Origin of the sequence: Neorhizobium sp. 2083, from assembly GCF_031455615.1 — a bacterium.
Taxonomy (GTDB): Bacteria; Pseudomonadota; Alphaproteobacteria; order Rhizobiales; family Rhizobiaceae; genus Neorhizobium.
In genome coordinates this window covers 305266-324801 of the sequence record NZ_JAVDTC010000004.1, presented here as the reverse complement: position 1 = coordinate 324801, position 19536 = coordinate 305266, and the positions used below count along the sequence as shown (strand labels likewise).

At 63.4% G+C, this 19536-nt stretch carries 17 protein-coding genes; 6 read left to right on the top strand and 11 right to left on the bottom strand.

Translation table 11 applies throughout. The features are described 5' to 3' along the window. Window positions 1–16: 16 nt before the first annotated feature. Window positions 17–1849, bottom strand: coding sequence for an aminopeptidase P family protein (locus J2X76_RS17630; RefSeq protein WP_310218536.1), 1833 nt, complete (start codon window positions 1847–1849; stop codon window positions 17–19). A 272-nt stretch (window positions 1850–2121) separates the two neighbouring features. Here J2X76_RS17630 and J2X76_RS17625 point away from each other — a divergent pair, with 272 nt between their 5' ends. After that, on the top strand, window positions 2122–2295 hold the full coding sequence (locus tag J2X76_RS17625) for a hypothetical protein (RefSeq protein ID WP_310218533.1): 174 nt from the start codon (window positions 2122–2124) through the stop codon (window positions 2293–2295). 200 nt (window positions 2296–2495) lie between these two features. Here the strand turns inward: J2X76_RS17625 and J2X76_RS17620 are convergent, their stop codons facing one another. From J2X76_RS17620 to J2X76_RS17610, 3 genes are all read right to left on the bottom strand, one after another. Then, window positions 2496–3374, bottom strand: coding sequence for a 50S ribosomal protein L11 methyltransferase (locus J2X76_RS17620; protein ID WP_310218530.1), 879 nt, complete (start codon window positions 3372–3374; stop codon window positions 2496–2498). Between the two features lie 78 nt (window positions 3375–3452). Then, window positions 3453–4052: an SCO family protein gene (locus J2X76_RS17615; RefSeq protein WP_113127038.1), complete on the bottom strand. Its 600-nt coding sequence runs from the start codon at window positions 4050–4052 to the stop codon at window positions 3453–3455. A gap of 121 nt (window positions 4053–4173) precedes the next feature. Further along, window positions 4174–4341 (bottom strand): hypothetical protein, encoded by a 168-nt coding sequence (locus J2X76_RS17610; protein ID WP_162732168.1) that lies wholly within the window; start codon window positions 4339–4341, stop codon window positions 4174–4176. A 271-nt stretch (window positions 4342–4612) separates the two neighbouring features. On the opposite strand from J2X76_RS17610, the gene J2X76_RS17605 reads away from it, so the two are divergent. The 4 genes from J2X76_RS17605 to J2X76_RS17590 all read left to right on the top strand — a co-directional run bounded on the left by J2X76_RS17605 (window position 4613) and on the right by J2X76_RS17590 (window position 9398). Next, window positions 4613–6577, top strand: coding sequence for a methyl-accepting chemotaxis protein (locus tag J2X76_RS17605; RefSeq protein WP_310218526.1), 1965 nt, complete (start codon window positions 4613–4615; stop codon window positions 6575–6577). A gap of 1 nt (window position 6578) precedes the next feature. Further along, window positions 6579–7046 (top strand): chemotaxis protein CheW, encoded by a 468-nt coding sequence (locus tag J2X76_RS17600; RefSeq protein ID WP_113127039.1) that lies wholly within the window; start codon window positions 6579–6581, stop codon window positions 7044–7046. A 206-nt stretch (window positions 7047–7252) separates the two neighbouring features. After that, on the top strand, window positions 7253–7576 hold the full coding sequence (locus J2X76_RS17595) for a hypothetical protein (RefSeq protein ID WP_310218522.1): 324 nt from the start codon (window positions 7253–7255) through the stop codon (window positions 7574–7576). A gap of 163 nt (window positions 7577–7739) precedes the next feature. Then, a complete protein-coding gene (locus J2X76_RS17590) occupies window positions 7740–9398 on the top strand; it encodes an FAD-binding dehydrogenase (protein ID WP_310218520.1) in 1659 nt (552 codons plus the stop codon). Window positions 9399–9406: 8 nt separating this feature from the next. Here the strand turns inward: J2X76_RS17590 and J2X76_RS17585 are convergent, their stop codons facing one another. Both J2X76_RS17585 and J2X76_RS17580 read right to left on the bottom strand, forming a co-directional pair. After that, window positions 9407–9916 carry a CreA family protein gene (locus J2X76_RS17585; protein ID WP_113127042.1) on the bottom strand — a complete coding sequence of 170 codons (510 nt, stop codon included), beginning with the start codon at window positions 9914–9916 and terminating at the stop codon, window positions 9407–9409. An 80-nt stretch (window positions 9917–9996) separates the two neighbouring features. Further along, entirely contained in the window at window positions 9997–10587 is a 591-nt protein-coding gene (locus tag J2X76_RS17580) for a 3'-5' exonuclease (RefSeq protein WP_310218517.1), read from the bottom strand. Between the two features lie 281 nt (window positions 10588–10868). Between J2X76_RS17580 and J2X76_RS17575 the strand changes: the two genes are divergently transcribed. Then, window positions 10869–11405: a GNAT family N-acetyltransferase gene (locus J2X76_RS17575; RefSeq protein WP_310218515.1), complete on the top strand. Its 537-nt coding sequence runs from the start codon at window positions 10869–10871 to the stop codon at window positions 11403–11405. Between the two features lie 2 nt (window positions 11406–11407). Here J2X76_RS17575 and ligA read toward each other — a convergent pair whose 3' ends face one another. The 5 genes from ligA to ftsZ form a co-directional block, all read right to left on the bottom strand. Then, window positions 11408–13564 carry an NAD-dependent DNA ligase LigA gene (gene ligA / locus J2X76_RS17570; RefSeq protein WP_310218513.1) on the bottom strand — a complete coding sequence of 719 codons (2157 nt, stop codon included), beginning with the start codon at window positions 13562–13564 and terminating at the stop codon, window positions 11408–11410. Between the two features lie 154 nt (window positions 13565–13718). Further along, a complete protein-coding gene (gene recN / locus J2X76_RS17565; RefSeq protein WP_310218510.1) occupies window positions 13719–15392 on the bottom strand; it encodes a DNA repair protein RecN in 1674 nt (557 codons plus the stop codon). A gap of 11 nt (window positions 15393–15403) precedes the next feature. Beyond that, the gene (locus J2X76_RS17560) at window positions 15404–16246 is read right to left on the bottom strand and encodes an outer membrane protein assembly factor BamD (protein WP_405030059.1); all 843 of its coding nucleotides are present in this window, start codon (window positions 16244–16246) and stop codon (window positions 15404–15406) included. Window positions 16247–16485: 239 nt separating this feature from the next. Next, window positions 16486–17442, bottom strand: coding sequence for a UDP-3-O-acyl-N-acetylglucosamine deacetylase (gene lpxC, locus J2X76_RS17555; RefSeq protein ID WP_310218506.1), 957 nt, complete (start codon window positions 17440–17442; stop codon window positions 16486–16488). A gap of 267 nt (window positions 17443–17709) precedes the next feature. Then, complete coding sequence (gene ftsZ, locus J2X76_RS17550; RefSeq protein WP_310218504.1) at window positions 17710–19506, bottom strand: cell division protein FtsZ; 1797 nt, start codon at window positions 19504–19506, stop codon at window positions 17710–17712. Window positions 19507–19536: the final 30 nt, after the last annotated feature.

Sequence of the window (19536 nt, the reverse complement as noted above, 5' to 3'; positions counted from 1 at the left end):
GAGAAAGAGCCTTGGCTCAGGAAAGCGGCTCGGTTGCCTTCGCCAGCCAGGCCTTGACCGTTTCGTCGTCGATCAGCGGCAGCAGTTTTTCGCGCACCGCGGCGTGGTAGCCGTTGAGCCAGGACAGTTCTTCGGCCGTCATCAGCGCCGGCAGCACGAGGCGTCGGTCGATCGGGCACCAGGTCAGCGTCTCGAAGGCAAGCATCGGCTGGTCGCCACCGTCGATCTCTTCCGCCGGCTTCACATAGATCAGGTTCTCGATACGGATGCCGAAGGCGCCCGGACGGTAATAACCGGGTTCGTTGGAGAGGATCATGCCGGGCAGCAGTTCCTGCGTCGCCAGCCGCGAGATCCGCTGCGGCCCTTCATGCACGGAGAGGTAAGAACCGACGCCGTGGCCGGTGCCATGCGCATAATCGCCGCCAGCCTTCCACAGCGCGATGCGGGCGAGCGGATCGAGATCGCAGCCACGGGTGCCTTTCGGGAAACGCGCCGTGCTGATGCCGATCATGCCCTTCAGCACCAGGGTGAAAAAACGCTTGTGCTCGTCCGGAACGGAGCCGACCGCCACCGTGCGGGTGATATCGGTCGTGCCGTTGACATATTGCGCCCCCGAATCGACCAGGAAAAGCTCGCCGGCTTCGAGCCGGCGATTGGTTTCGGTCGTCACCCTATAGTGGATGACCGCGCCGTGCTCGCCGGCACCCGAGATCGTGTCGAAGGAAATGTCCTTCAGCGGGTTCTGCATGGCCTGGCCGACGCGGCCGCGCGCCACCTCCAGCGCCTTCACCGCATCGATCTCCGTGATCGTGCCGGGCGCCTGGGCGTCGAGCCAGCAGAGATATTCGACCATCGCGGCGCCATCCTGCAGATGCGCCTGGGCCGAGCCCTGGAGCTCTTCACGATTCTTGCAGGCGCGCGGCAGTTTTGCCGGGTCGGAAGCCTCGACCACCTCGCCGCCGGCGGTCGCGATCGCCTTGGTGAGTGCCAGCGGCGTAAGCTCCGGATCGATCAGGATTTTCGCACCATCCGCCGACAGGGCCGCAAGCCGTGCGAGAAACTCGGAGGGCGGGCGCTGCACCGCGATCTGGGCGAGATAGGCCGCTTGCTCGATGCCAGTCTTCATCCGGTCGAGAAAAATCTCGGCCTTGCCCTCGGCCGGAATGATCGCCCGCGACAGAGGATAGGGCGTGTGCGGCACGTCATCGCCGCGAATGTTGAAAATCCAGGCGACCGATGTCGGATCGGCTATGACGACTGCGGCAGCCCCCTTCTCTTTCACCTGTGCCGAGATCGCCGCGATCTTTTCGCTCGCCAGCGTACCGGCATGTTCCTGCTTCTGGATAGAAACGGCGCCGAGCGGCTCCGCCGGCCGGTCGGCCCAGATCGCGTCGAGCGGATTGGCGTCGAGAAGCACGAGCGAACCGCCGATCTCGGCCAGCGCCTTTTCAAGCCGCCGCACTTCCGCGCCCGCATGCAGCCAGGGATCGATGCCGAGCCGAAATCCCCTGGAACCATGGCGCGGCAGCCAGACATGCGGCGGCTCGTTGACGAGATCGCCGGGGCTGAACACCGAACCGTCCACCTGTTCGGCAAGCTGGGTGACGTAACGTCCGTCGACGAAAACCACGGCCTCACGCTGCGTGATGAGCGCCATGCCGGCCGATCCGGTAAAACCGGTGAGCCAGGACAGGCGTTCGGCCGAGGCCGGCACATATTCCCCCTGATATTCGTCGGCACGGGGAACGAGAAAACCGTCAATGCCGAGATCGGCGAATTTTGCCCGGAGTGCGCTGACGCGATCGCGGCCGAACTGCGGGGCGGACTTCACTTCGAAGGACTGGAACATGGGCTTGAATTTCCGGGCTGCTTGATTCCAACGGGTTCGGGCCATGTTAGCCGATCTTCGGCGGACAATGCCAGCCGACCCGCGGATGATCGAGGGCGGATGATCGAGGATTGTGCATCCGCTCGGAGGCCCGGCGCTTATCTGGGCATCCTATGCACCAAACGCATATCACCAATGAGAGAAGCCCTCTCACTGTGCAGTGCAGCAATCGCTATATTCACATCATCGAACGGGCGCCGGACAAGGCCCGTGTCAAAAGGATCGCTTCCATCATGGCCAACTCTTTCTTCCGCAATGCCTTCAACCGCATCGTCGAAGCCCGCGAGCGTCAGGTTGCCCGTTATGTCAACGGCGCGCTCCTGAACCTTGACGAGGAAACGCTGAAGGGCCTCGGCACCAGCCGCGAGGAACTGCGCCGCAAGGGCGCGCAAAGCTACGTGTTCTGATCACAGGGCCGGCGCGGGATCTCCTCCCTCACCCGCCCGGCTTCCAGAATACGAGGCCCCGCTCGAGCGTCTCCCTCCCTCAGGCTCGCGGGTTCGATCAGCGTCAAACCTGATCGCAAGGCGGCACCATTGGTGCCGCCTTTTTGCTGTCCGGCTCCGGCAGCCATGCGCGGATATCAATGCTGCACTGCGAGATAGAATCAGTTCCGGCGCAGATGGATCGTCACCCAGCCATTGCGCCAGATGGTACGCACATGCGCGAGGTGGATGCCGCTATAGGCGGCCAGCACCTTCCAGCGCTGCGCGGCCAGAATACCCGAGAGGATCACCGACCCGCCCGGTGCCAGATGCGCCGCGAGCTGCGGCGCCATCTTCATCAATGGCCGCGCCAGGATATTGGCGATGATCAGGTCGAAAGGCCCTTCCCGGTCGAACGACGGCGAATGAAATCCCGGCGCGGTCTCGAGCCGGATGCCGGTGGCAATGCCGTTGCGGCGGACGTTTTCGCGCGCCACTCGCACCGCGACCGGATCGATGTCGGTCGCGAGCACCGGGATGTTGCGCAGCTTGCGCACGGCAATCGCCAGCACGCCGCTTCCGGTTCCAAGGTCGAGCGCGTTGCGGACGGTCCGCGCGCGCACCACCTCCTCGATCACTTCGAGGCAGCCGGCCGTGGTGCCGTGATGGCCGGTGCCGAAAGCCTGGCCGGCATCGATTTCGATGGCGATATCGTTGACCTTCACCTTGTCGCGGTCATGCGAGCCATGGACGATGAACCGCCCGGCCCTGACCGGCTTCAGGCCCTCCAGCGACTTGGCGATCCAGTCGATATCCGGGATGATCTCCCTCTGGATTTCAAGCGTGGGAAAGGCCTGGGCGAGACCTTCGGCGATACGCTCGCGCACCGCCTCCTCGTCCTCCGCCATCATATAGACCGAGGCTTCCCATATGTCCTTTTTCTCATCCACCTCGGTGGTGGCGATGGCGAAATCCTCCTCCCCGAAGACCTCCGACAGGATATCGAGGATCTCGGTCGCACCTTTTTCGGTGGACGTGACGTAAAGGCGGATTTCGCTCAAGGAAGGGTCTCTCAGCTGTTCGAAACGGTGGCGGAGAGGATTGCCACAGAAGCCGGGTCGGCTTCAACGGCAAACGCATCAGCCCTTGATGAGATTTTCGAGCTTCTTGACCGCGACGTCGGGATTTTCCCCGTAAGCGATGGTGCCGGCGAAACGTCCGCCGTTGTCGAGCAGGAAGACCGAGGCGGTATGATCCATCGTGTAGTCGCCGTTCGGCACCTTCTCGTCGACCGGCACCTTCTTGGCATAGACCTTGAAGCCCTTGATCATCTCGTTGACCTTTTCCGGCGGGCCGGAAATGCCCTTCACCCGGTCGGTGACATTCGAAATGTACTGGCCGAGCAGTTCCGGGCTGTCGCGCTCCGGATCGACGCTGACGAAATAGCCGTTCAGCTTGGTGCCGTCAGGATCGACCTTGTGCAGCCAGCCGTTCAGCTCGAACAGGGTCGTCGGGCAGACTTCCGGGCAATGGGTGAAACCGAAGAACAGCGCGGTCGGCTTGTCCTGAAAGGCTTTTTCGGTGATCGGCTGGCCGTTCTGGGCGACGAGCTGGAACGGAACCCCGAACGGCCCCTCCGCGAGCTGCTGTTTCGAGCGCGTCACTTCCATCGTCAGCCAGACAAGTACGCCGGCAAGCGCCACGACGGCGATCCACAGGATGGTGCGAAAGCTCTTCATCGGTATCTCTTCAGCTCGGGCTACGTTGACGGAGCGATAAACCCGAGGCGGCGGACACGCAATTCAAGAAGTCGTTTTCGAAAGGTATCGCGCTGATTTGTCTCAACGACCGGAGAACCGGTCAAAGACACCAGGAAAGGCCGTTTTCGCCGAGCGTCAGCAGGATGGAGGAGCCGAAGGCCAGCCAGCCGTAAAAGGTCACGCCTGCCAGCCCGAACAGGAGCAGGCTCGCGGCGGCGATCAGCGGCAGACGGTAGCCATCGGAGGAGATGCGGTCCATGGCGTTCAATCTACAACCTTTTCCGGCCTTCCGGAAGGTCCGGCAGCTCCAAACAAGCTTAGCGGAAGATTAATATCTCTCTGAGACCTTATAAAGGCGAAGGTGGTTTACGAATCGTTGCGGCGAATGGGAGTGGGGATGCTTCATGCATCGCACTGGGGGCCGCGATATCGTCCGATCCGCCCACAGACATGACGTCGCCGACATCGGTTCGCTTCCTGTATCCATCTCTATCCGAAGCCTGCCGGGCCTGCCCGGCGCCGGGAGGAATTTCAACGGCATGACCGCAAAACCCATCCGCAAGTCGCTGTCGGTCAACCACCGGCTATGGACGCTGGCGGGCTCCGCCTTTGCCGGTATCGGCGCCATGCTGCTTGTCGGCTGGTACCAGGGCCTCCAGGTCGACGACGCTTTGCAGCGCGCCACCGAAATTCAGGAACACGTGGATACCGTCAACGCGATGCGAATCGCCAATCTGGAACTTGTCCTGGCGGCGATGGACACGATCGTCGACCGCGACGACAAACGCGTCGATCCGAGCCGGCTGAAGGCGATGGCGGATTCGTCCGACAGGCTGAAAAGCTCCGCAAGCGACCTGAAGAAACTGGGGGCCGAAATCGGCAATCCCGGCCTCGTGGCAAGCTTCGAAACGGATCTTGCAGCCGTTTCCACGGCGATCCAGGTCGATCTCAGAAAAATGGTCGAAACGGGCGCATCCGACGACGCTTACGACAGAATCGACGACGTCATCGACGGCGCCGGCGAACGGCTTGGCGCAATGCTCGAATCGGCGGCCGGCGCCGGCGAAAAACTGGTCCGCAGCCGGGTCCAGGAGGCGAACGCCCGTTCCTCGACATCTCTTTACGTGCAGCTTGGCTGCGGCCTGATCGCACTGGTCGCCATGGCGATCCTGCAGAGCATTCACGGCGGCGCCATCCGGCGCGGTATCGACGGCGTTCGCGCCAGCATGCAGCGCATCATCGGCGGTGACTACGAAACACCCGTTCCCGGCATCGACCGTGGCGACGAGATCGGCGAGATGGCGCGCGCCACCGACGTCTTCCGGCTTTCCGCCGTCGAACGCCGGACCCTCGAAGTCAACCTGGAAGACGAACGCCGCCAGAACGAAACCCGGCGGCGGACGAGCGAATCCGAGCAGAAGGCCGAAGCCGAAGCGCTCCACTTCGCCGTCGATTCGCTCGCAGCCGCGCTGAACCGCCTCTCCGAGGGCGACCTTGCCGCCGCCCTCGACCGCCCCTTCCGCGACGACCTGGAGCGCCTGCGCACCGACTTCAACCGGGTCGTCGAACGTCTGCGCCACATCATGACCGAGGTCGCCACCAGCTCGAGCTCCATCGGCGCCAACGCCAACCAGATGCGCTCCGCTGCCGACGATCTCGCCAAGCGCACCGAGAAGCAGGCGGCCTCGCTCGAGGAAACATCCGCAGCCCTTGAGGAAATCACCTCGACGGTACGCAATGCCACCAGCCGCGCCGAAGAGGCGACCCGGATGGTGAGCCATGCCAAGGATTATACGGAACAGTCTGCCGGCGTCGTCCGCGATGCCACGGCCGCCATGGGGCGGATAGAAGACGCCACCGCCGAGATCGGCAAGATCATCAACGTCATCGACGAGATCGCCTTCCAGACCAATCTCCTGGCGCTCAATGCAGGCGTCGAGGCGGCCCGCGCCGGCGAGGCCGGCAAGGGCTTTGCCGTGGTCGCCCAGGAAGTGCGCGAACTCGCCGGGCGTGCGGCGGGTGCGGCCAAGGATATCAAGGCTCTGGTCACCCGCTCCAACCAGGAGGTCAAGACCGGTGTCGATCTGGTAAGGGCAACGGGCGACGCCCTCACCCGGATCGGCGACGACGTGCTGAAAATCAACGACCACGTTCACGCGATCTTCACTTCTGCGCGCGAACAATCAACGGGACTGACAGAAATCAACACCTCGATCGGCCAGATGGACCAAGCAACGCAACAGAATGCCGCGATGGTGGAGCAGAGCACTGCGGCCAGCCATTCGCTGGCCAGCGACGCCGAAAACCTCAACCGGCTGATCAGCCAGTTTCAAATCCGTGGAGGCAATGGCCCGCGCGCCGTCGAGGCAGCGAGCGCTTCCACACTAGCCAAACCCTCCCCCGCCCTGAACTTGATGAACAAGCTCGCGGGAGCCTTCAGCAACAGTCCCGCCTCCGCCAAGCCGAAGGCCGTGGGATCCTCAGACAAATGGGAAGAGTTCTGACATGAGCAATGCCATCAAGCAGTCCGGCGCCTACCTGGAAATCGTCTCCTTCCACCTCGGAGACCAGGAATTCTGCATCGACATCATGGCGATCCGCGAAATCCGCGGCTGGGCGCCGGTGACCCCGATGCCCCACACGCCGCCCTACGTGCTCGGCCTCATCAACCTGCGCGGCGCGGTGATCCCGGTCATCGACATGGCCTGCCGTCTCGGCATGAAGATGACCGAACCGTCCGAGCGTTCGGCGATCATCGTCACCGACATCGCCGGCAAGCTGGTCGGCCTTCTGGTCGAACAGGTATCCGACATGATGACCATCCGCAGCGAAGACCTGCAGCCGGCGCCGGAAATCATTCCGGAAGAGCAGCGCGCCTTCTGCCGCGGCATCGTGGCGCTGGAAAAGACCATGGTCTGCTTCCTGAACCTCGACACCGTCATTGCCGACGAACTGGCCCGCGAAGCCGCGTAATTCTGCGGCTCCAAAAAGGTGCAAAATCAAGTCCGGATCTTCCGTCACACGCGAATGTGACGGAAGATTAACGCGTTGTAATCATTGCTTATTTGTAATAATTTCGGCCGGAACTGAAATACTGGCCGTGTCGTTCTCTCGTCGCAAAACGCCCAACCGAACCGCAACAAACGCATCGGCTGGTTACCAACACTAGGAGAACGACCATGAACAAGGCTTTTGCTCTCGCAGTCCTGATGTCCGCAGCCACGATGGGAACCGCCTATGCCCAGGATAAGAGCATGGCGACCAAGTCCGCCGGCGACGTCAACATCGTCTATACCAACCCGGAAATCGATAACAGCGCCAAGCGTCTCGACGTGCCCGAAAGTGTCATCCATCCGACCCCGGAAATGGTGCAGAAGGCCCAGGACGAGCTCAAGGCCGACCCCGCGTTGCGCGCCAATCTTCTGAGCCAGAATGTCGAACTCAACAATGTCGTCGGGATCGATACCGCCGCCGACGGCAGCCGGATCGTCTACGTCCGCTGATTCGCCCCCCCGTCTGCACCTCGCGCTTCAAAACCGGGCCCGCTCAGGCAGGCCCGGTTTTGCCGTTCTGGCGGCTATCCTGTTGACCTCGGCCGCACCGCATGACTGTATTCGTCGACGGGATGCAACATGACTTGCATCCCACGCTGGGGGAGAAGCGTGATTGAGCGACAGAGTTGACGTCATCGTGGTGGGCGCGGGCCTGGCGGGCCTGGTGACCGCCACCGAACTTGCGGATGCCGGCCGCTCCGTCATCATCCTCGACCAGGAACCGGAACAGAACCTCGGCGGCCAGGCCTTCTGGTCGCTCGGCGGGCTGTTCCTGGTCGATTCCCCCGAACAGCGGCGCATGGGCATCCGTGATTCGCTCGACCTTGCCTGGCAGGATTGGCTGGGCACCGCCGGTTTCGACCGCGAGGAAGACCACTGGCCGCGCCTGTGGGCGGAAGCCTATGTCACCTTTGCGGCGGGCGAGAAACGCGCCTGGCTGAGGCGGATGGGCCATCGAATCTTCCCGGTGGTCGGTTGGGCCGAGCGCGGCGGCGGCTCGGCGACGGCACACGGCAATTCCGTGCCGCGGTTCCACACCACCTGGGGCACCGGCCCCGGCGTCGTCGAACCTTTCGAGCGGCGGGCACGCGAGGCGGAGAAGGCCGGAAAGATCCGCTTCCTCTGGCGGCACCGCGTCGACAATCTGGTGAAGACCGGAAAGGCGGTGACAGGGGTTGTAGGCACCATCCTCGAAGCCAGCGCGGCCGAACGCGGCGAGGAGACCTCAAGGAGACCGGTCGGGAATTTCGAACTCCGGGCTCCGATCGTCATCGTCGCATCGGGCGGCGTCGGCGGCAACCAGGACCTGGTGCGGCAGATGTGGCCGGCAAGGCTGGGCAAGCCGCCTGCCTTCATGGTCTCGGGCGTGCCGAAACATGTCGACGGACGGATGATCGGCATCACGCGGGCGGCAGGCGGGCAGGTGATCAACCGCGATCGCATGTGGCACTATACCGAGGGCCTCAGGAACTGGAACCCGATCTGGCAGGACCACGGCATCCGCATATTGCCCGGCCCCTCCTCCATGTGGTTCGACGCGACCGGCAAGCGCCTGCCCGCCCCCTTCTATCCCGGCTACGATACGCTCGGCACGCTGCAGCACATCATGGCGACCGGTTACGACTACAGCTGGTTCGTGCTGAACCAGAGCATCATCCGCAAGGAATTCGCCCTCTCGGGCTCGGAACAGAACCCGGACCTGACCGGCCGGGACTGGAAGCTCACGGCACGCCGCGCGATCGGCAGGAAAGCGACCGGGCCGGTCGAGGCCTTCAAGGAACATGGCGAGGATTTCGTGATCGCCGACAGCCTTGGCGAACTGGTGGCAGGCATGAACCGGCTCTCCGGCGGCAATCTCCTGAACCTTGCCGATATCGAACATGAAATTCTTGCCCGCGACGGCCAGGTGGCTAATCCCTTCGCCAAGGACCCGCAGATCATGGGCATCCACAATGCGCGCCGTTCGCTCGGCGAAAAGCTGGTGCGGACCGCAAAACCGCACCGTATCCTCGATCCGGCGCATGGACCGCTGATCGCGGTGAGGCTGAATATCCTGACGCGCAAGACGCTCGGCGGGATCGAGACCGACCTCTCGGCCCGCGTGCTTGCAGAGGACGGGCAGGCCATTCCGGGGCTCTACGCAGTCGGCGAGGCCGCCGGCTTCGGCGGCGGCGGCATGCACGGCTACCGGGCGCTCGAAGGCACGTTTCTCGGCGGCTGCCTGTTTTCCGGCCGCACGGCCGGTCGGGCGGCCGCAAGCGCGCTCGCCTGAATCGTGATTTACGGCTTGGGCTTGCCGTTCTTCCAGGTGACGTTCTGGTTATAAAGCGGGATGGTCGAGATCGCCATCTTGGCCGAACCATCCACCACCTGGCGCGAGTGGGCGAGATAGATCAGCGTGTCGTTCGCCTTGTCGTAGATGCGCTTGACGAGCAGGTCCTTCCAGATCAGCGAGCGCCCCTGCCGGAACACTTCCTCGCCGCCCTTGCCGAGATCGATCTCGCCGATCTCGATCGGGCCCGTCTGCCGGCAGGCGATCGAATTGTTGGATGGGTCCTCGAACCAGTTGCCGTTCTTCAGCCGGTCGATGATGCCGCGCTCGAAATAGGTGACGTGGCAGGTGACGCCCTTGATCTGCGGATCGGCGACCGCCTCGACGATGATGTCGTTGCCGGTCCAGTCGACACCGACTTCCCCGACCACCTGGGCGGAGGCGGGCACGGCAAGCGCGCTAAGCGAAATCGCGGCGGCAGATGCGAGGCAGGCAAGGCGATGGATGGGGGCTTTCATGGGGGCACGGCTCCGGTAAACGATCCGTGATCTGAGATAAGGATTGCCGGCGCGGAAACAAGCCGGCGCTCCCGGGACTTCTATTTCATCCGGCAGGTACAGGGCGCGTAACCGCCGGAAAACAGCCGCCCCACCTTCATGCCGATCACCCCCGGAACGTCGCGGATATCAGGCACGGCAAGCGATTTGGCGATCGCGATCGTCGCCCGCGCGCAAATGGCGGCATCTTCGGCCGCGTTGTGATGGGCGAACCTGAGGCCGAGATGCTGGGCAAGGACGTTGAGCTTGTGCGAACCGAGATGCGGCCAGACCTTCTGCGACATTTTTACGCTGCAGAGATAGGAGAGTTCCGGATAGCTCTGCCGATAGGCATCGAGGCAGGCCCGCCAGACGCTGAAATCGAAGGCCGCGTTGTGGGCGATCATCGTCGCCCCCCGGAAATCGTCGATGAACTCGTCCATCACCTCGGGAAACTCCCCCGCATCCTCGACATGTTCCGGCCGGATGCCGTGGATGGCGATGTTGAAGGAAGAGAAACGCATATCCTTCGGACGGATCAGCCGTTCCTCCACCCGCACCACCTCGTCGCCCTCCAGCCAGGCAAGCCCGACCGAACAGGCGCTGCCGCGCTGCTCGTTGGCGGTTTCGAAATCGATGGCGATGGTTTTCAAGAGCACGTCCCGGATGAATGTCGCAGAACTTCTACAGTCCGCAGTCCGATTCGGCAAAGAAGGCCGGGGTTTCATCGACCCTTGACGATACGGCTGTTGTTTGAGACCTTGCGCGCCATGACCCGTTTCGCCGCCCACATGCATCTTACCGTGACCATTCGCCCTGCAGGGTGCGTGGCGGGTATGGCGCGTTAATCGGTCATCCGTCCACCAACCCTGCCGAAACATGGCAGGGTTCGGTTCTTCCGCTCTGCCTCGGCAAATGCCCCAAGGAGAGCAAGATGAGTGAATTCGATGCCCCGCCGCTGGATCCCGACGCCCGATGGCCTGAAGGCCTGTCGATCCGCGCCCGCGCACCGTCCGATGCCGTCGGTATTGCCGCGCTGCACAACATGCCCGGTTATCGTTACGGCACCCTTCGCACGCCACACCACACCGTCGAGGAAATCCGCAAATACATCGAGAGCCCTCCGGCCAACAACATGGGCCTTGTCGCCGTCATGGACGACATGATCGTCGGCGATGCCGGCCTCAATCGCTATCTCAACCGCCGCGCCCACGCCGGCAGCATCGGCATGGGCGTCCATGATGCCTACCAGGGCCGAGGCATCGCCCGCGCACTGATCGGTGAAGCCCTGGCCATCGCCGACCGCTGGCTGAACCTGAAGCGCATCGAGCTTATGGTCTATGCCGACAACGAAAAAGCCATCCGCCTCTATGAGCGCAACGGCTTCGTCAAGGAAGGGCATCTCAGGCAGTTCGCCTTCCGCGACGGGGAGTTCGCCGATGCCTATTCGATGGCGCGTTTCAGGGCCTGACGTCAGCCGATGAACGCCAGCCACTCATCCTCGTCCATCACCTGGACGCCGAGTTCTCTCGCCTTGTCGAGCTTGGAGCCGGCGCCCGGGCCTGCAACCACGTAGTCGGTCTTCTTTGAGACCGACCCGGCCACTTTGGCGCCGAGACTTTCCGCCCGCGCCTTGGCCTCGTCGCGGGTGAATTTTTCAAGCGAGCCGGTGAAGACGACCGTCTTGCCGGCGACCACGCTGTTGCTGGCGGCGATCTGTTCCGCGGCCTGTGGCGTTACCTCTTCCAGAAGCCGGGTGATGACCTCGACATTACGCGGCTCCTTGAAGAACTCGACGATCGCGCGCGCCATGACCTCGCCGATCCCCTCGATATTGTTCAGATCATCCCAGGCATCGCCGGAAAGCTCGGCCGCCTCCTGCATGGCCTTCACAAACGCCTCGTAGGTCCCGTAGGCGCGGGCCAGGAGCTTGGCGGTGGTCTCGCCCACATGGCGGATGCCGAGCGCATAGATGAAGCGGTGAAGCGCGATCCCGCGCCGCTCGTCGATCGCGTCGAACAGCTTCTTGACGCTCACCTTGCCGAAACCCTCGATATTCTCGAGCTTGGTGAGCGCGGACGCTTCCTGCCGCCGCTTCAGCGTAAAGATGTCCGGCGCCGTGCGGATCCTCAGCGTCTCGTCCTCCGCCTCGAAGAAGAAGTCGATCTGCTTGGATCCGAGGCCCTCGATATCGAAGGCGTTGCGGGAGACGAAATGTTTCAGGTGCTCGGTCGCCTGCGCCCGGCAGACGAAACCGCCGGTGCAGCGGGTGACCGAATCGAGCTTGCCGGTCTTTTCGTTGCGCTCGCGCACCGCATGGCTGTCGCAGACCGGGCACTTCTTCGGGAATTCGTAAGGCACGGCTTCCCGAGGGCGCTTTTCCATCACCACGTCGAGCACCTGCGGGATGACATCCCCTGCCCGCTGCACGATGACGGTATCCCCGACGCGGATATCGTGATCCGGCTCGCGGATCGGCTCGCCGGAATTGCCGAGCCCCTTGATGTAGTCCTCGTTGTGCAGCGTGGCGTTGGTGACCACCACGCCACCCACCGTCACCGGCGTCAGGCGTGCGACCGGCGTCAGCGCTCCGGTGCGGCCGACCTGGATGTCGATCCTCTCCACATGGGTGAAGGCCTGCTCGGCCGGAAACTTGTGCGCCGTCGCCCAGCGCGGCGAACGCGAGCGGAACCCGAGCCGCGCCTGAAGATCGAGGCGGTCGACCTTGTAGACGACGCCGTCGATTTCGTAATCCAGGTCCGGGCGCTTGAGGCCGATATCCTTGTAATGGGCGATGATGTCCTCGACCGCGTGCAGCCGTTTCATCAGCGGATTGACCGGAAACCCCCATTCCCTGAATTTTTCCACCATGCCCATCTGGGTATCGGCCGGCATTTCCGACATTTCTCCCCAGGCATAGGCGAAAAATTTGAGATTGCGGCTGGCGGTCACCTTGGCGTCGAGCTGGCGCAGAGAGCCTGCGGCCGTGTTGCGCGGGTTGACATAGGTCTGCTTGCCTTCCGCGGCCATCTTCTCGTTGAGCGCCAGGAAGTCGCTCTTGGTCATGTAGACCTCGCCGCGCACCTCCACCACGTCAGGCACGCCGGCCGGCAGGCGATTGGGGATTTCCTTGATGGTCTTGATGTTCTCGGTGACGTTCTCGCCGGTCGTACCGTCGCCGCGGGTGGCGGCATTCACCAGCCGGCCGTTCTCGTAACGAATGGACATCGAAAGCCCGTCGATCTTCGGCTCCGCCGTAAACGCGATGGATCCGTCCGGAAGCTGGCCGAGAAACCTGTAGACGGAGGAAACGAAATCCCGCACGTCGTCATCGGAAAACGTGTTGTCGAGCGACAGCATCGGCCGCGAATGGGTGATTGACGCGAAGGTCGGCAAGGGTGCGGCGCCGACCCGGATGGACGGGCTGTCGGCCCGGATCAGCTGCGGAAACCGCTTCTCGATCGCATCGTTGCGCCGCTTCAGCGCGTCGTATTCCGCATCCGAAATCTGCGGCGCGTCATGGCCGTGATAGAGCTCGTCATTGCGGGCAATCTCGGCCGCCAGATAGGCGAGCTCGGCTGCGGCCTGTTCTTCGGTCAGGTTTTCGACGGGCGTCTGTTCGGCGGGCATGGTCATGGACTCCTCAGCATAGCGGAGTCGTTTTAGAGCAAATTCGGCCGTTGGAAAGTATGAAGCGAGCGCGCCGGGCGGGTATGCGAAGGAATGGTCGTGCGCGCTGCGTTCCAACCGCGAGGGCGTGCCGTGCCCGCCCCTTCTTTTTGCCTCAGCCGTTCCCCGCCAAAAGCCGCTTCGCTGCCGCCCTCGCCTCGTCGGTGACGGAGGCGCCGGCGAGCATGCGGGCGATCTCTTCGGTACGATGCTCCGGCTCCATCGTGGCGACACGGGTGGCGATCTTGTCGGTGCCCTGGCCTGCCGGTCCCTTGGAGATCAGAAGATGCGTCGCGGCGCGCGCGGCCACCTGCGGCGCGTGGGTGACGGAAAGCACCTGCACCTTGTCCGAGAGCCGCTTCAGGCGTTGGCCGATCGCATCGGCGACGGCGCCGCCGACGCCGGTGTCGATTTCGTCGAAGACCAGCGTCGGGGCCGAACCGCGGTCGGCAAGCGCCACCTTGAGCGCCAAGAGGAAACGCGACAGTTCGCCGCCGGAAGCCACCTTCATGATCGGGCCTGGACGCGTGCCGGGATTGGTCTGGACGTGGAATTCGATGGTATCGATGCCCTCGGCGCCCGCGGTCTGCGGATCGCTCGCCACATCGACCATGAAACGGGCCCGTTCGAGCTTCAAGGCCGGCAGCTCGGCCATCACGGCCGCCGCCAGCGATTCGGCGCCATGCCGGCGTTTCCCGGATAGGATCACGGCTGCCTCATCATAGGCGGCCTTGGCGGCGGTGGTCAGCTTTTCCAGCTCGCCAAGCCTCTCTTCGCCGGCATCGAGATCGGCAAGGTCCGATATCATCTTTTCGGCGAGCGCCGGCAGGTCGGCGACAGGGATCGAATATTTGCGGCCGGCGGCACGCAGCGCAAACAGCCGCTCCTCGACCCGTTCCAGTTCGCGCGGGTCGAACTCGGTGCGCCGCAGCGCCGCCTCGACTTCCATCTGCGCATTGGAGAGGTAGTTGAGCGCCTGGTCGAGAAGCTCGACCGTCTCTTCGAGCAGGCCGGGCGCCTCATGGCTCTTGCGCTCCAGCCGCCGCACCATCGAGGCGATCAGCGGCACGGGCGATGCATTGCCGTTGAGGAACTCGGAAGCCTCGGAAATGTCGCCGACGATGCGCTCGGATTTCTGCATCCGCGAGCGCTGCTCGGCAAGCTCGTCCTCCTCGCCATCACGCGGCGACAGCGCCTCGAGTTCCTCGACCGAGGCGCGGATATAATCGGCCTCGCGGGCCGCAGCCTCCACCTTGGCGCGATGGGTCTTGAAGGCGCGTTCGGCGTCCCGCCAGGAGCGGTAGAGGCCGGAAAGCTGCTGAACCTCGTCGCCGAGGCCGGCAAAGGCATCGAGCAGCGTGCGGTGCGCATCCGTGTCGATCAGCGCCCGGTCGTCGTGCTGTCCGTGGATCTCGACGAGCAGCTGGCCGGCCTGGCGCATCAGCTGCACGCTGACCGGCTGGTCGTTGATCGAGGCGCGTGTGCGCCCGTCTGCCGACTGGATGCGCCGGAAGATCAGGTCGCCGTCGTCGTCGATGCCGTTGTCGCGGAGAAGTTTTCGGGCGCCGTGGCTGCCGGACACGTCGAAAACGGCCGTCACCTGGCCCTTGTCCTCGCCATGCCGCACCAGGCCGCCGTCACCGCGACCGCCCAATGCCAGCGAAAGGCTGTCGAGAAGGATAGATTTGCCGGCGCCGGTTTCGCCGGTCAGCACCGAAAGGCCGGTCTCGAAGGCAAGATCCAGCCGCTCGATCAGAACGATATCGCGGATCGACAACTGGATCAGCATGTCTTGAGACCTTATGCGCCGATCAGCTTGGCCCCGGCGCGGGAAATCCACGAGCCGCGATTCTCGCGGGGCTCGACGCCATTGCCCTTCAGCAGCTTGAAGGAATCGGCATACCACTGGCTGTCGGGATAGTTGCGCCCGAGGACGGCGGCAGCGGTCTGCGCCTCTTCCGTGATGCCCATCGCATAATAGGCCTCGGTCAGGCGCGCCAGCGCCTCTTCCACCTGGTTGGTGTTCGGGAATTGCTCGACGACGTTGCGGAAGCGCTGGATCGCGGCAAGATATTCCTTGCGCTCCAGGTAGTAGCGGCCGATCTGCATTTCCTTGCCGGCCAGCTGGTCGCGCGCGAAGCGGATCTTCGCCTGCGCGTCCTCGACATATTCCGAGCTCGGATAGTTGGTCACGACCTTGTTCATCGCGTCGATGGTGCGCACCGCGGCGCGCTGGTCCTGGGTCACGTCGGCGATTTGCTTGGAGTAGGCGAGGCCGACGAGATACTGGACATAGGCTGAATCCTGCGATTGCGGATACTGGCTCATATAGCGGTTGCCGGTGGCGACCGCCTCGTCGTTGCGGCCGAGCCGGTACTTGGTGAATGTGCTCATCACGAGCGCCTTGCGGCCCCATTCGGTAAACGGGTTCTGGCGGTCGATCGCGTCGAACTTGCGGCCCGCTTCGGCAAGGTTGCCGGCCTTCATGTTGGCGAGACCCTGGTTGTAGAGCGTCTCCGGCGCATCCGTTTCGAGACCGAGCTTGGTGATGTCGATATCGGGATCCGACTGGCAGGCGGTCATGCCAAAGCCGGCGCCGGCCAGCACCAGCGACACAAGCGCTACTCTTGCCGTCTTACGCATTCCAACAGACCTTACATGGTTCATTCGACAGTTCCTGATCGTCCCGCGCCTGAGAAGCCCGCTGCCCAAGCAGGCCGTTCTAGCCATAAAAGCAAAGGGAGAGCAACGCAATGCTGCGGCATTAATGCATTTTTGTGGCACGCCGCCGCAATAGGGCAATTCAAGGTTAAATCGAAACATGTCTCCAAAAGAAAAAGGCCGCTTCCAAGGAAGCGGCCGAGTCGACTGGATCAACTGTCTCAGGCAAACCAGGACGTCAGTTCCGGCACGTTGACCGGCACGAACTCCCGTGCACGCACGCGCGCCACCCGCGACGAGGGAGCCTCGACGACCTCATAGGCCGTCGGATCACTCATCAGCGCCTTCAGCGCATTGGCATTCATCTTGTGGCCGCCGCGATAGGACCGGTAGCAGCCGATGAACTGGGCGCCGGCAAGCGCCAGGTCGCCGACAGCATCGAGCGTCTTGTGGCGGACGAATTCATCCTTGTAGCGAAGGCCCTCGACATTGACGATCGTGTCGTCGTCGGAGATGACCACCGAGTTCTCGAGCGAGGAGCCGAGCGCGAAGCCGGCTGCCCAGAGACGTTCCACGTCGCGCATGAAACCGAAGGTGCGGGCGCGGGAAAGTTCCTGCTTGAAGGTTTCGGGGGTCAGGTCGCCCTTCCAGCTCTGGCGGCCGATCAGCGGCGAAGAGAAATCGATTTCCACCTCGAAACGCGTGCCGTCATAGGGCCGGAATTCCGACCAGGAAGCACCGGCATCGATACGGACGGGCTTCAGGACGCGGATGTAGCGACGCTTGATGCCGAGATTGACGATGCCGACCTGCTCGATCGCCTCGATGAACGGATAGGAGCTGCCGTCCATGATCGGCATCTCGCCGCTGTCGACTTCGACCATGACGTTATCGACGCCGAGCGCGTAAAGCGCGGCCATCACATGTTCGATGGTCGCGACGGAACGGGAAAGCGAGGTGCCGAGAACGGTGCAGAGATCGGTATTGCCGACCTGGGAGGAAACGGCGCGGTATTCGACCGAACTGCCGTCTTCCAGAAGACGCGTGAAGATCACGCCGGTACCGGCTTCGGCAGGCTGAAAAGTGAGGCTGACGGGGGCTCCCGAATGAACACCAATTCCCCTCAGGGTTACCGGGGAAGCGATGGTGGTCTGGAAACCGAACAGTCCGATGGTCATTCCTGCTGCCTTCTTTTCGCCGGATCCGTAAAGAAAATGGATCCGAAATTCTTTCTCGCCATCCGGACCGATCGCCTGAATCGGTCGATCTCTGTTGGCGTCCCTTAGCATCCTTCATACGCAGCCGTTTGGCACAATCCAAATCACTGTTCATTTCGGATTGTTACGTTGTTAACTCTGCGTCTTGATTGACAAAACGCGCGAAGGCCCGGATGCGTGATCCGGGCCTTCTTCACATTTCGTGACCGTCTTTAATTCAAGTCGAAATCAGTTCGATTGACGGCGCAGGAAGGCCGGGATTTCGAGCTGGTCTTCCTCGTGATGGGCCTGCGGAACCGCACGTCCATGATCGTCGAGATTGCCGCGGCGCGGTGCATAGAGGCTCGCTTCCGCCGACAGCGGACGACGCTGCTGCGGGGCCGGAGCGGGTGCCGCCGGCTCGACGTGAGCGGGCTCTTCCTCTTCGCGGCGGCCGAGCGAATTGGTGATCCGCTTCAGGAGGCCCATCGGGCCGCGCTCTTCCTGCACGTGGCTCACCGGCTGGGCGCGATGATCCATCTCGGCCTTCACGACCGGCGGGAAATCCTCGACCTTCGGCATGCGAACCGGCTCGACAACCTGCGACATCGAAGGCGCGACCGGCTCGCGATAGACCGGCTGTGCCGGACGCGGCGCCGGCTGGCTCATCATCGGAGCAGGCTGTGGCTGCAGGTGATGCTGAACCGGAGCCGGCTGCGGAGCCGGAGCCGGACGGCTCATGACCGGTGCCGGAGCTTCGACCGGAGCTGCACCGAAGATGCGGCTCTGCGGACGGAACTCTTCCTGCTGCTGCATGACAGGCTGCGGTGCGACCGGCTGGGGTGCCGGAGCCGCATACTGCTGCTGCGGTTCGACGATTGCGAGCTCGCGTTCCATCTCCGCTTCCGCCATGCGGATCGTCTCGGCGATCGGATCGACGACCGGCTTCGGAGCCGGGGCTGCCTGCATGACCGGAGCCGGCTGGACGGCAACCGGGGCCGGAGCGATCGCCGCCGACGGACGGATGATCGGCTTTGCGGCAGCGCGCATTTCAGCAGCACGGATGTCGACGGCGCCGGCGGCACGATCGATGCCGGTTGCGACGACCGACACGCGGATCAGGCCTTCGAGCGCTTCGTCGAAGGTCGCGCCAAGGATGATGTTGGCGTCCGGATCGACTTCCTCGCGGATGCGGGTCGCGGCTTCGTCGACTTCGAACAGCGTCAGGTCGCGGCCACCGGTGATCGAGATCAGGAGGCCCTGGGCGCCCTTCATCGAGGTTTCGTCGAGCAGCGGGTTGGCGATCGCGGCTTCGGCGGCCTGCATGGCGCGGCCCGGGCCGGATGCTTCGCCGGTACCCATCATCGCGCGGCCCATTTCGCGCATCACCGAGCGGACGTCGGCGAAGTCGAGGTTGATCAGGCCTTCCTTGACCATGAGGTCGGTGATGCAGGCGACGCCCGAATAGAGAACCTGGTCGGCCATCGCAAACGCGTCGGCGAAGGTGGTCTTGTCGTTGGCGATGCGGAACAGGTTCTGGTTCGGGATGACGATCAGCGTGTCGACCGACTTCTGCAGTTCCTGGATACCCGATTCGGCAAGGCGCATGCGGCGCTGGCCTTCGAAGTGGAACGGCTTGGTGACCACGCCGACGGTCAGGATGCCCTTGGAGCGGGCGGCCTGCGCGACGACAGGGGCAGCGCCCGTACCGGTGCCGCCGCCCATGCCGGCGGTGACGAAGCACATATGCGTGCCATGCAGGTGATCGACGATCTCGTCGAGGCACTCTTCGGCGGCAGCGCGGCCGACTTCCGGCTGCGAACCGGCGCCGAGACCTTCGGTGACCCGGGCACCCATCTGGATGATGCGTTCGGCCTTGGTCATGGTCAGCGCCTGGGCATCGGTATTGGCGACGACGAAGTCGACGCCTTCGAGGCCTGCGGTGATCATGTTGTTGACGGCGTTACCGCCGCCGCCACCGACGCCGAACACGGTAATCCGCGGCTTCAATTCGGTGATATCAGGCTTCTGCAGCTTGATGGTCATTGCACCAGTTCCTTCTTTTGCTGGCCGTAT

Coding starts and splice junctions, on each gene's coding strand:
- lpxC (WP_310218506.1), bottom strand. CDS start 17,442: ATGACCATCGGACTGTTCGGTTTCCAGACCACCATCGCTTCCCCGGTA.
- J2X76_RS17575 (WP_310218515.1), top strand. CDS start 10,869: ATGAGTGAATTCGATGCCCCGCCGCTGGATCCCGACGCCCGATGGCCT.
- ftsZ (WP_310218504.1), bottom strand. CDS start 19,506: ATGACCATCAAGCTGCAGAAGCCTGATATCACCGAATTGAAGCCGCGG.
- J2X76_RS17585 (WP_113127042.1), bottom strand. CDS start 9,916: ATGAAAGCCCCCATCCATCGCCTTGCCTGCCTCGCATCTGCCGCCGCG.
- ligA (WP_310218513.1), bottom strand. CDS start 13,564: ATGCCCGCCGAACAGACGCCCGTCGAAAACCTGACCGAAGAACAGGCC.
- J2X76_RS17625 (WP_310218533.1), top strand. CDS start 2,122: ATGGCCAACTCTTTCTTCCGCAATGCCTTCAACCGCATCGTCGAAGCC.
- J2X76_RS17600 (WP_113127039.1), top strand. CDS start 6,579: ATGAGCAATGCCATCAAGCAGTCCGGCGCCTACCTGGAAATCGTCTCC.
- J2X76_RS17560 (WP_405030059.1), bottom strand. CDS start 16,246: ATGCGTAAGACGGCAAGAGTAGCGCTTGTGTCGCTGGTGCTGGCCGGC.
- J2X76_RS17630 (WP_310218536.1), bottom strand. CDS start 1,849: ATGTTCCAGTCCTTCGAAGTGAAGTCCGCCCCGCAGTTCGGCCGCGAT.
- J2X76_RS17595 (WP_310218522.1), top strand. CDS start 7,253: ATGAACAAGGCTTTTGCTCTCGCAGTCCTGATGTCCGCAGCCACGATG.
- J2X76_RS17615 (WP_113127038.1), bottom strand. CDS start 4,052: ATGAAGAGCTTTCGCACCATCCTGTGGATCGCCGTCGTGGCGCTTGCC.
- J2X76_RS17605 (WP_310218526.1), top strand. CDS start 4,613: ATGACCGCAAAACCCATCCGCAAGTCGCTGTCGGTCAACCACCGGCTA.
- recN (WP_310218510.1), bottom strand. CDS start 15,392: ATGCTGATCCAGTTGTCGATCCGCGATATCGTTCTGATCGAGCGGCTG.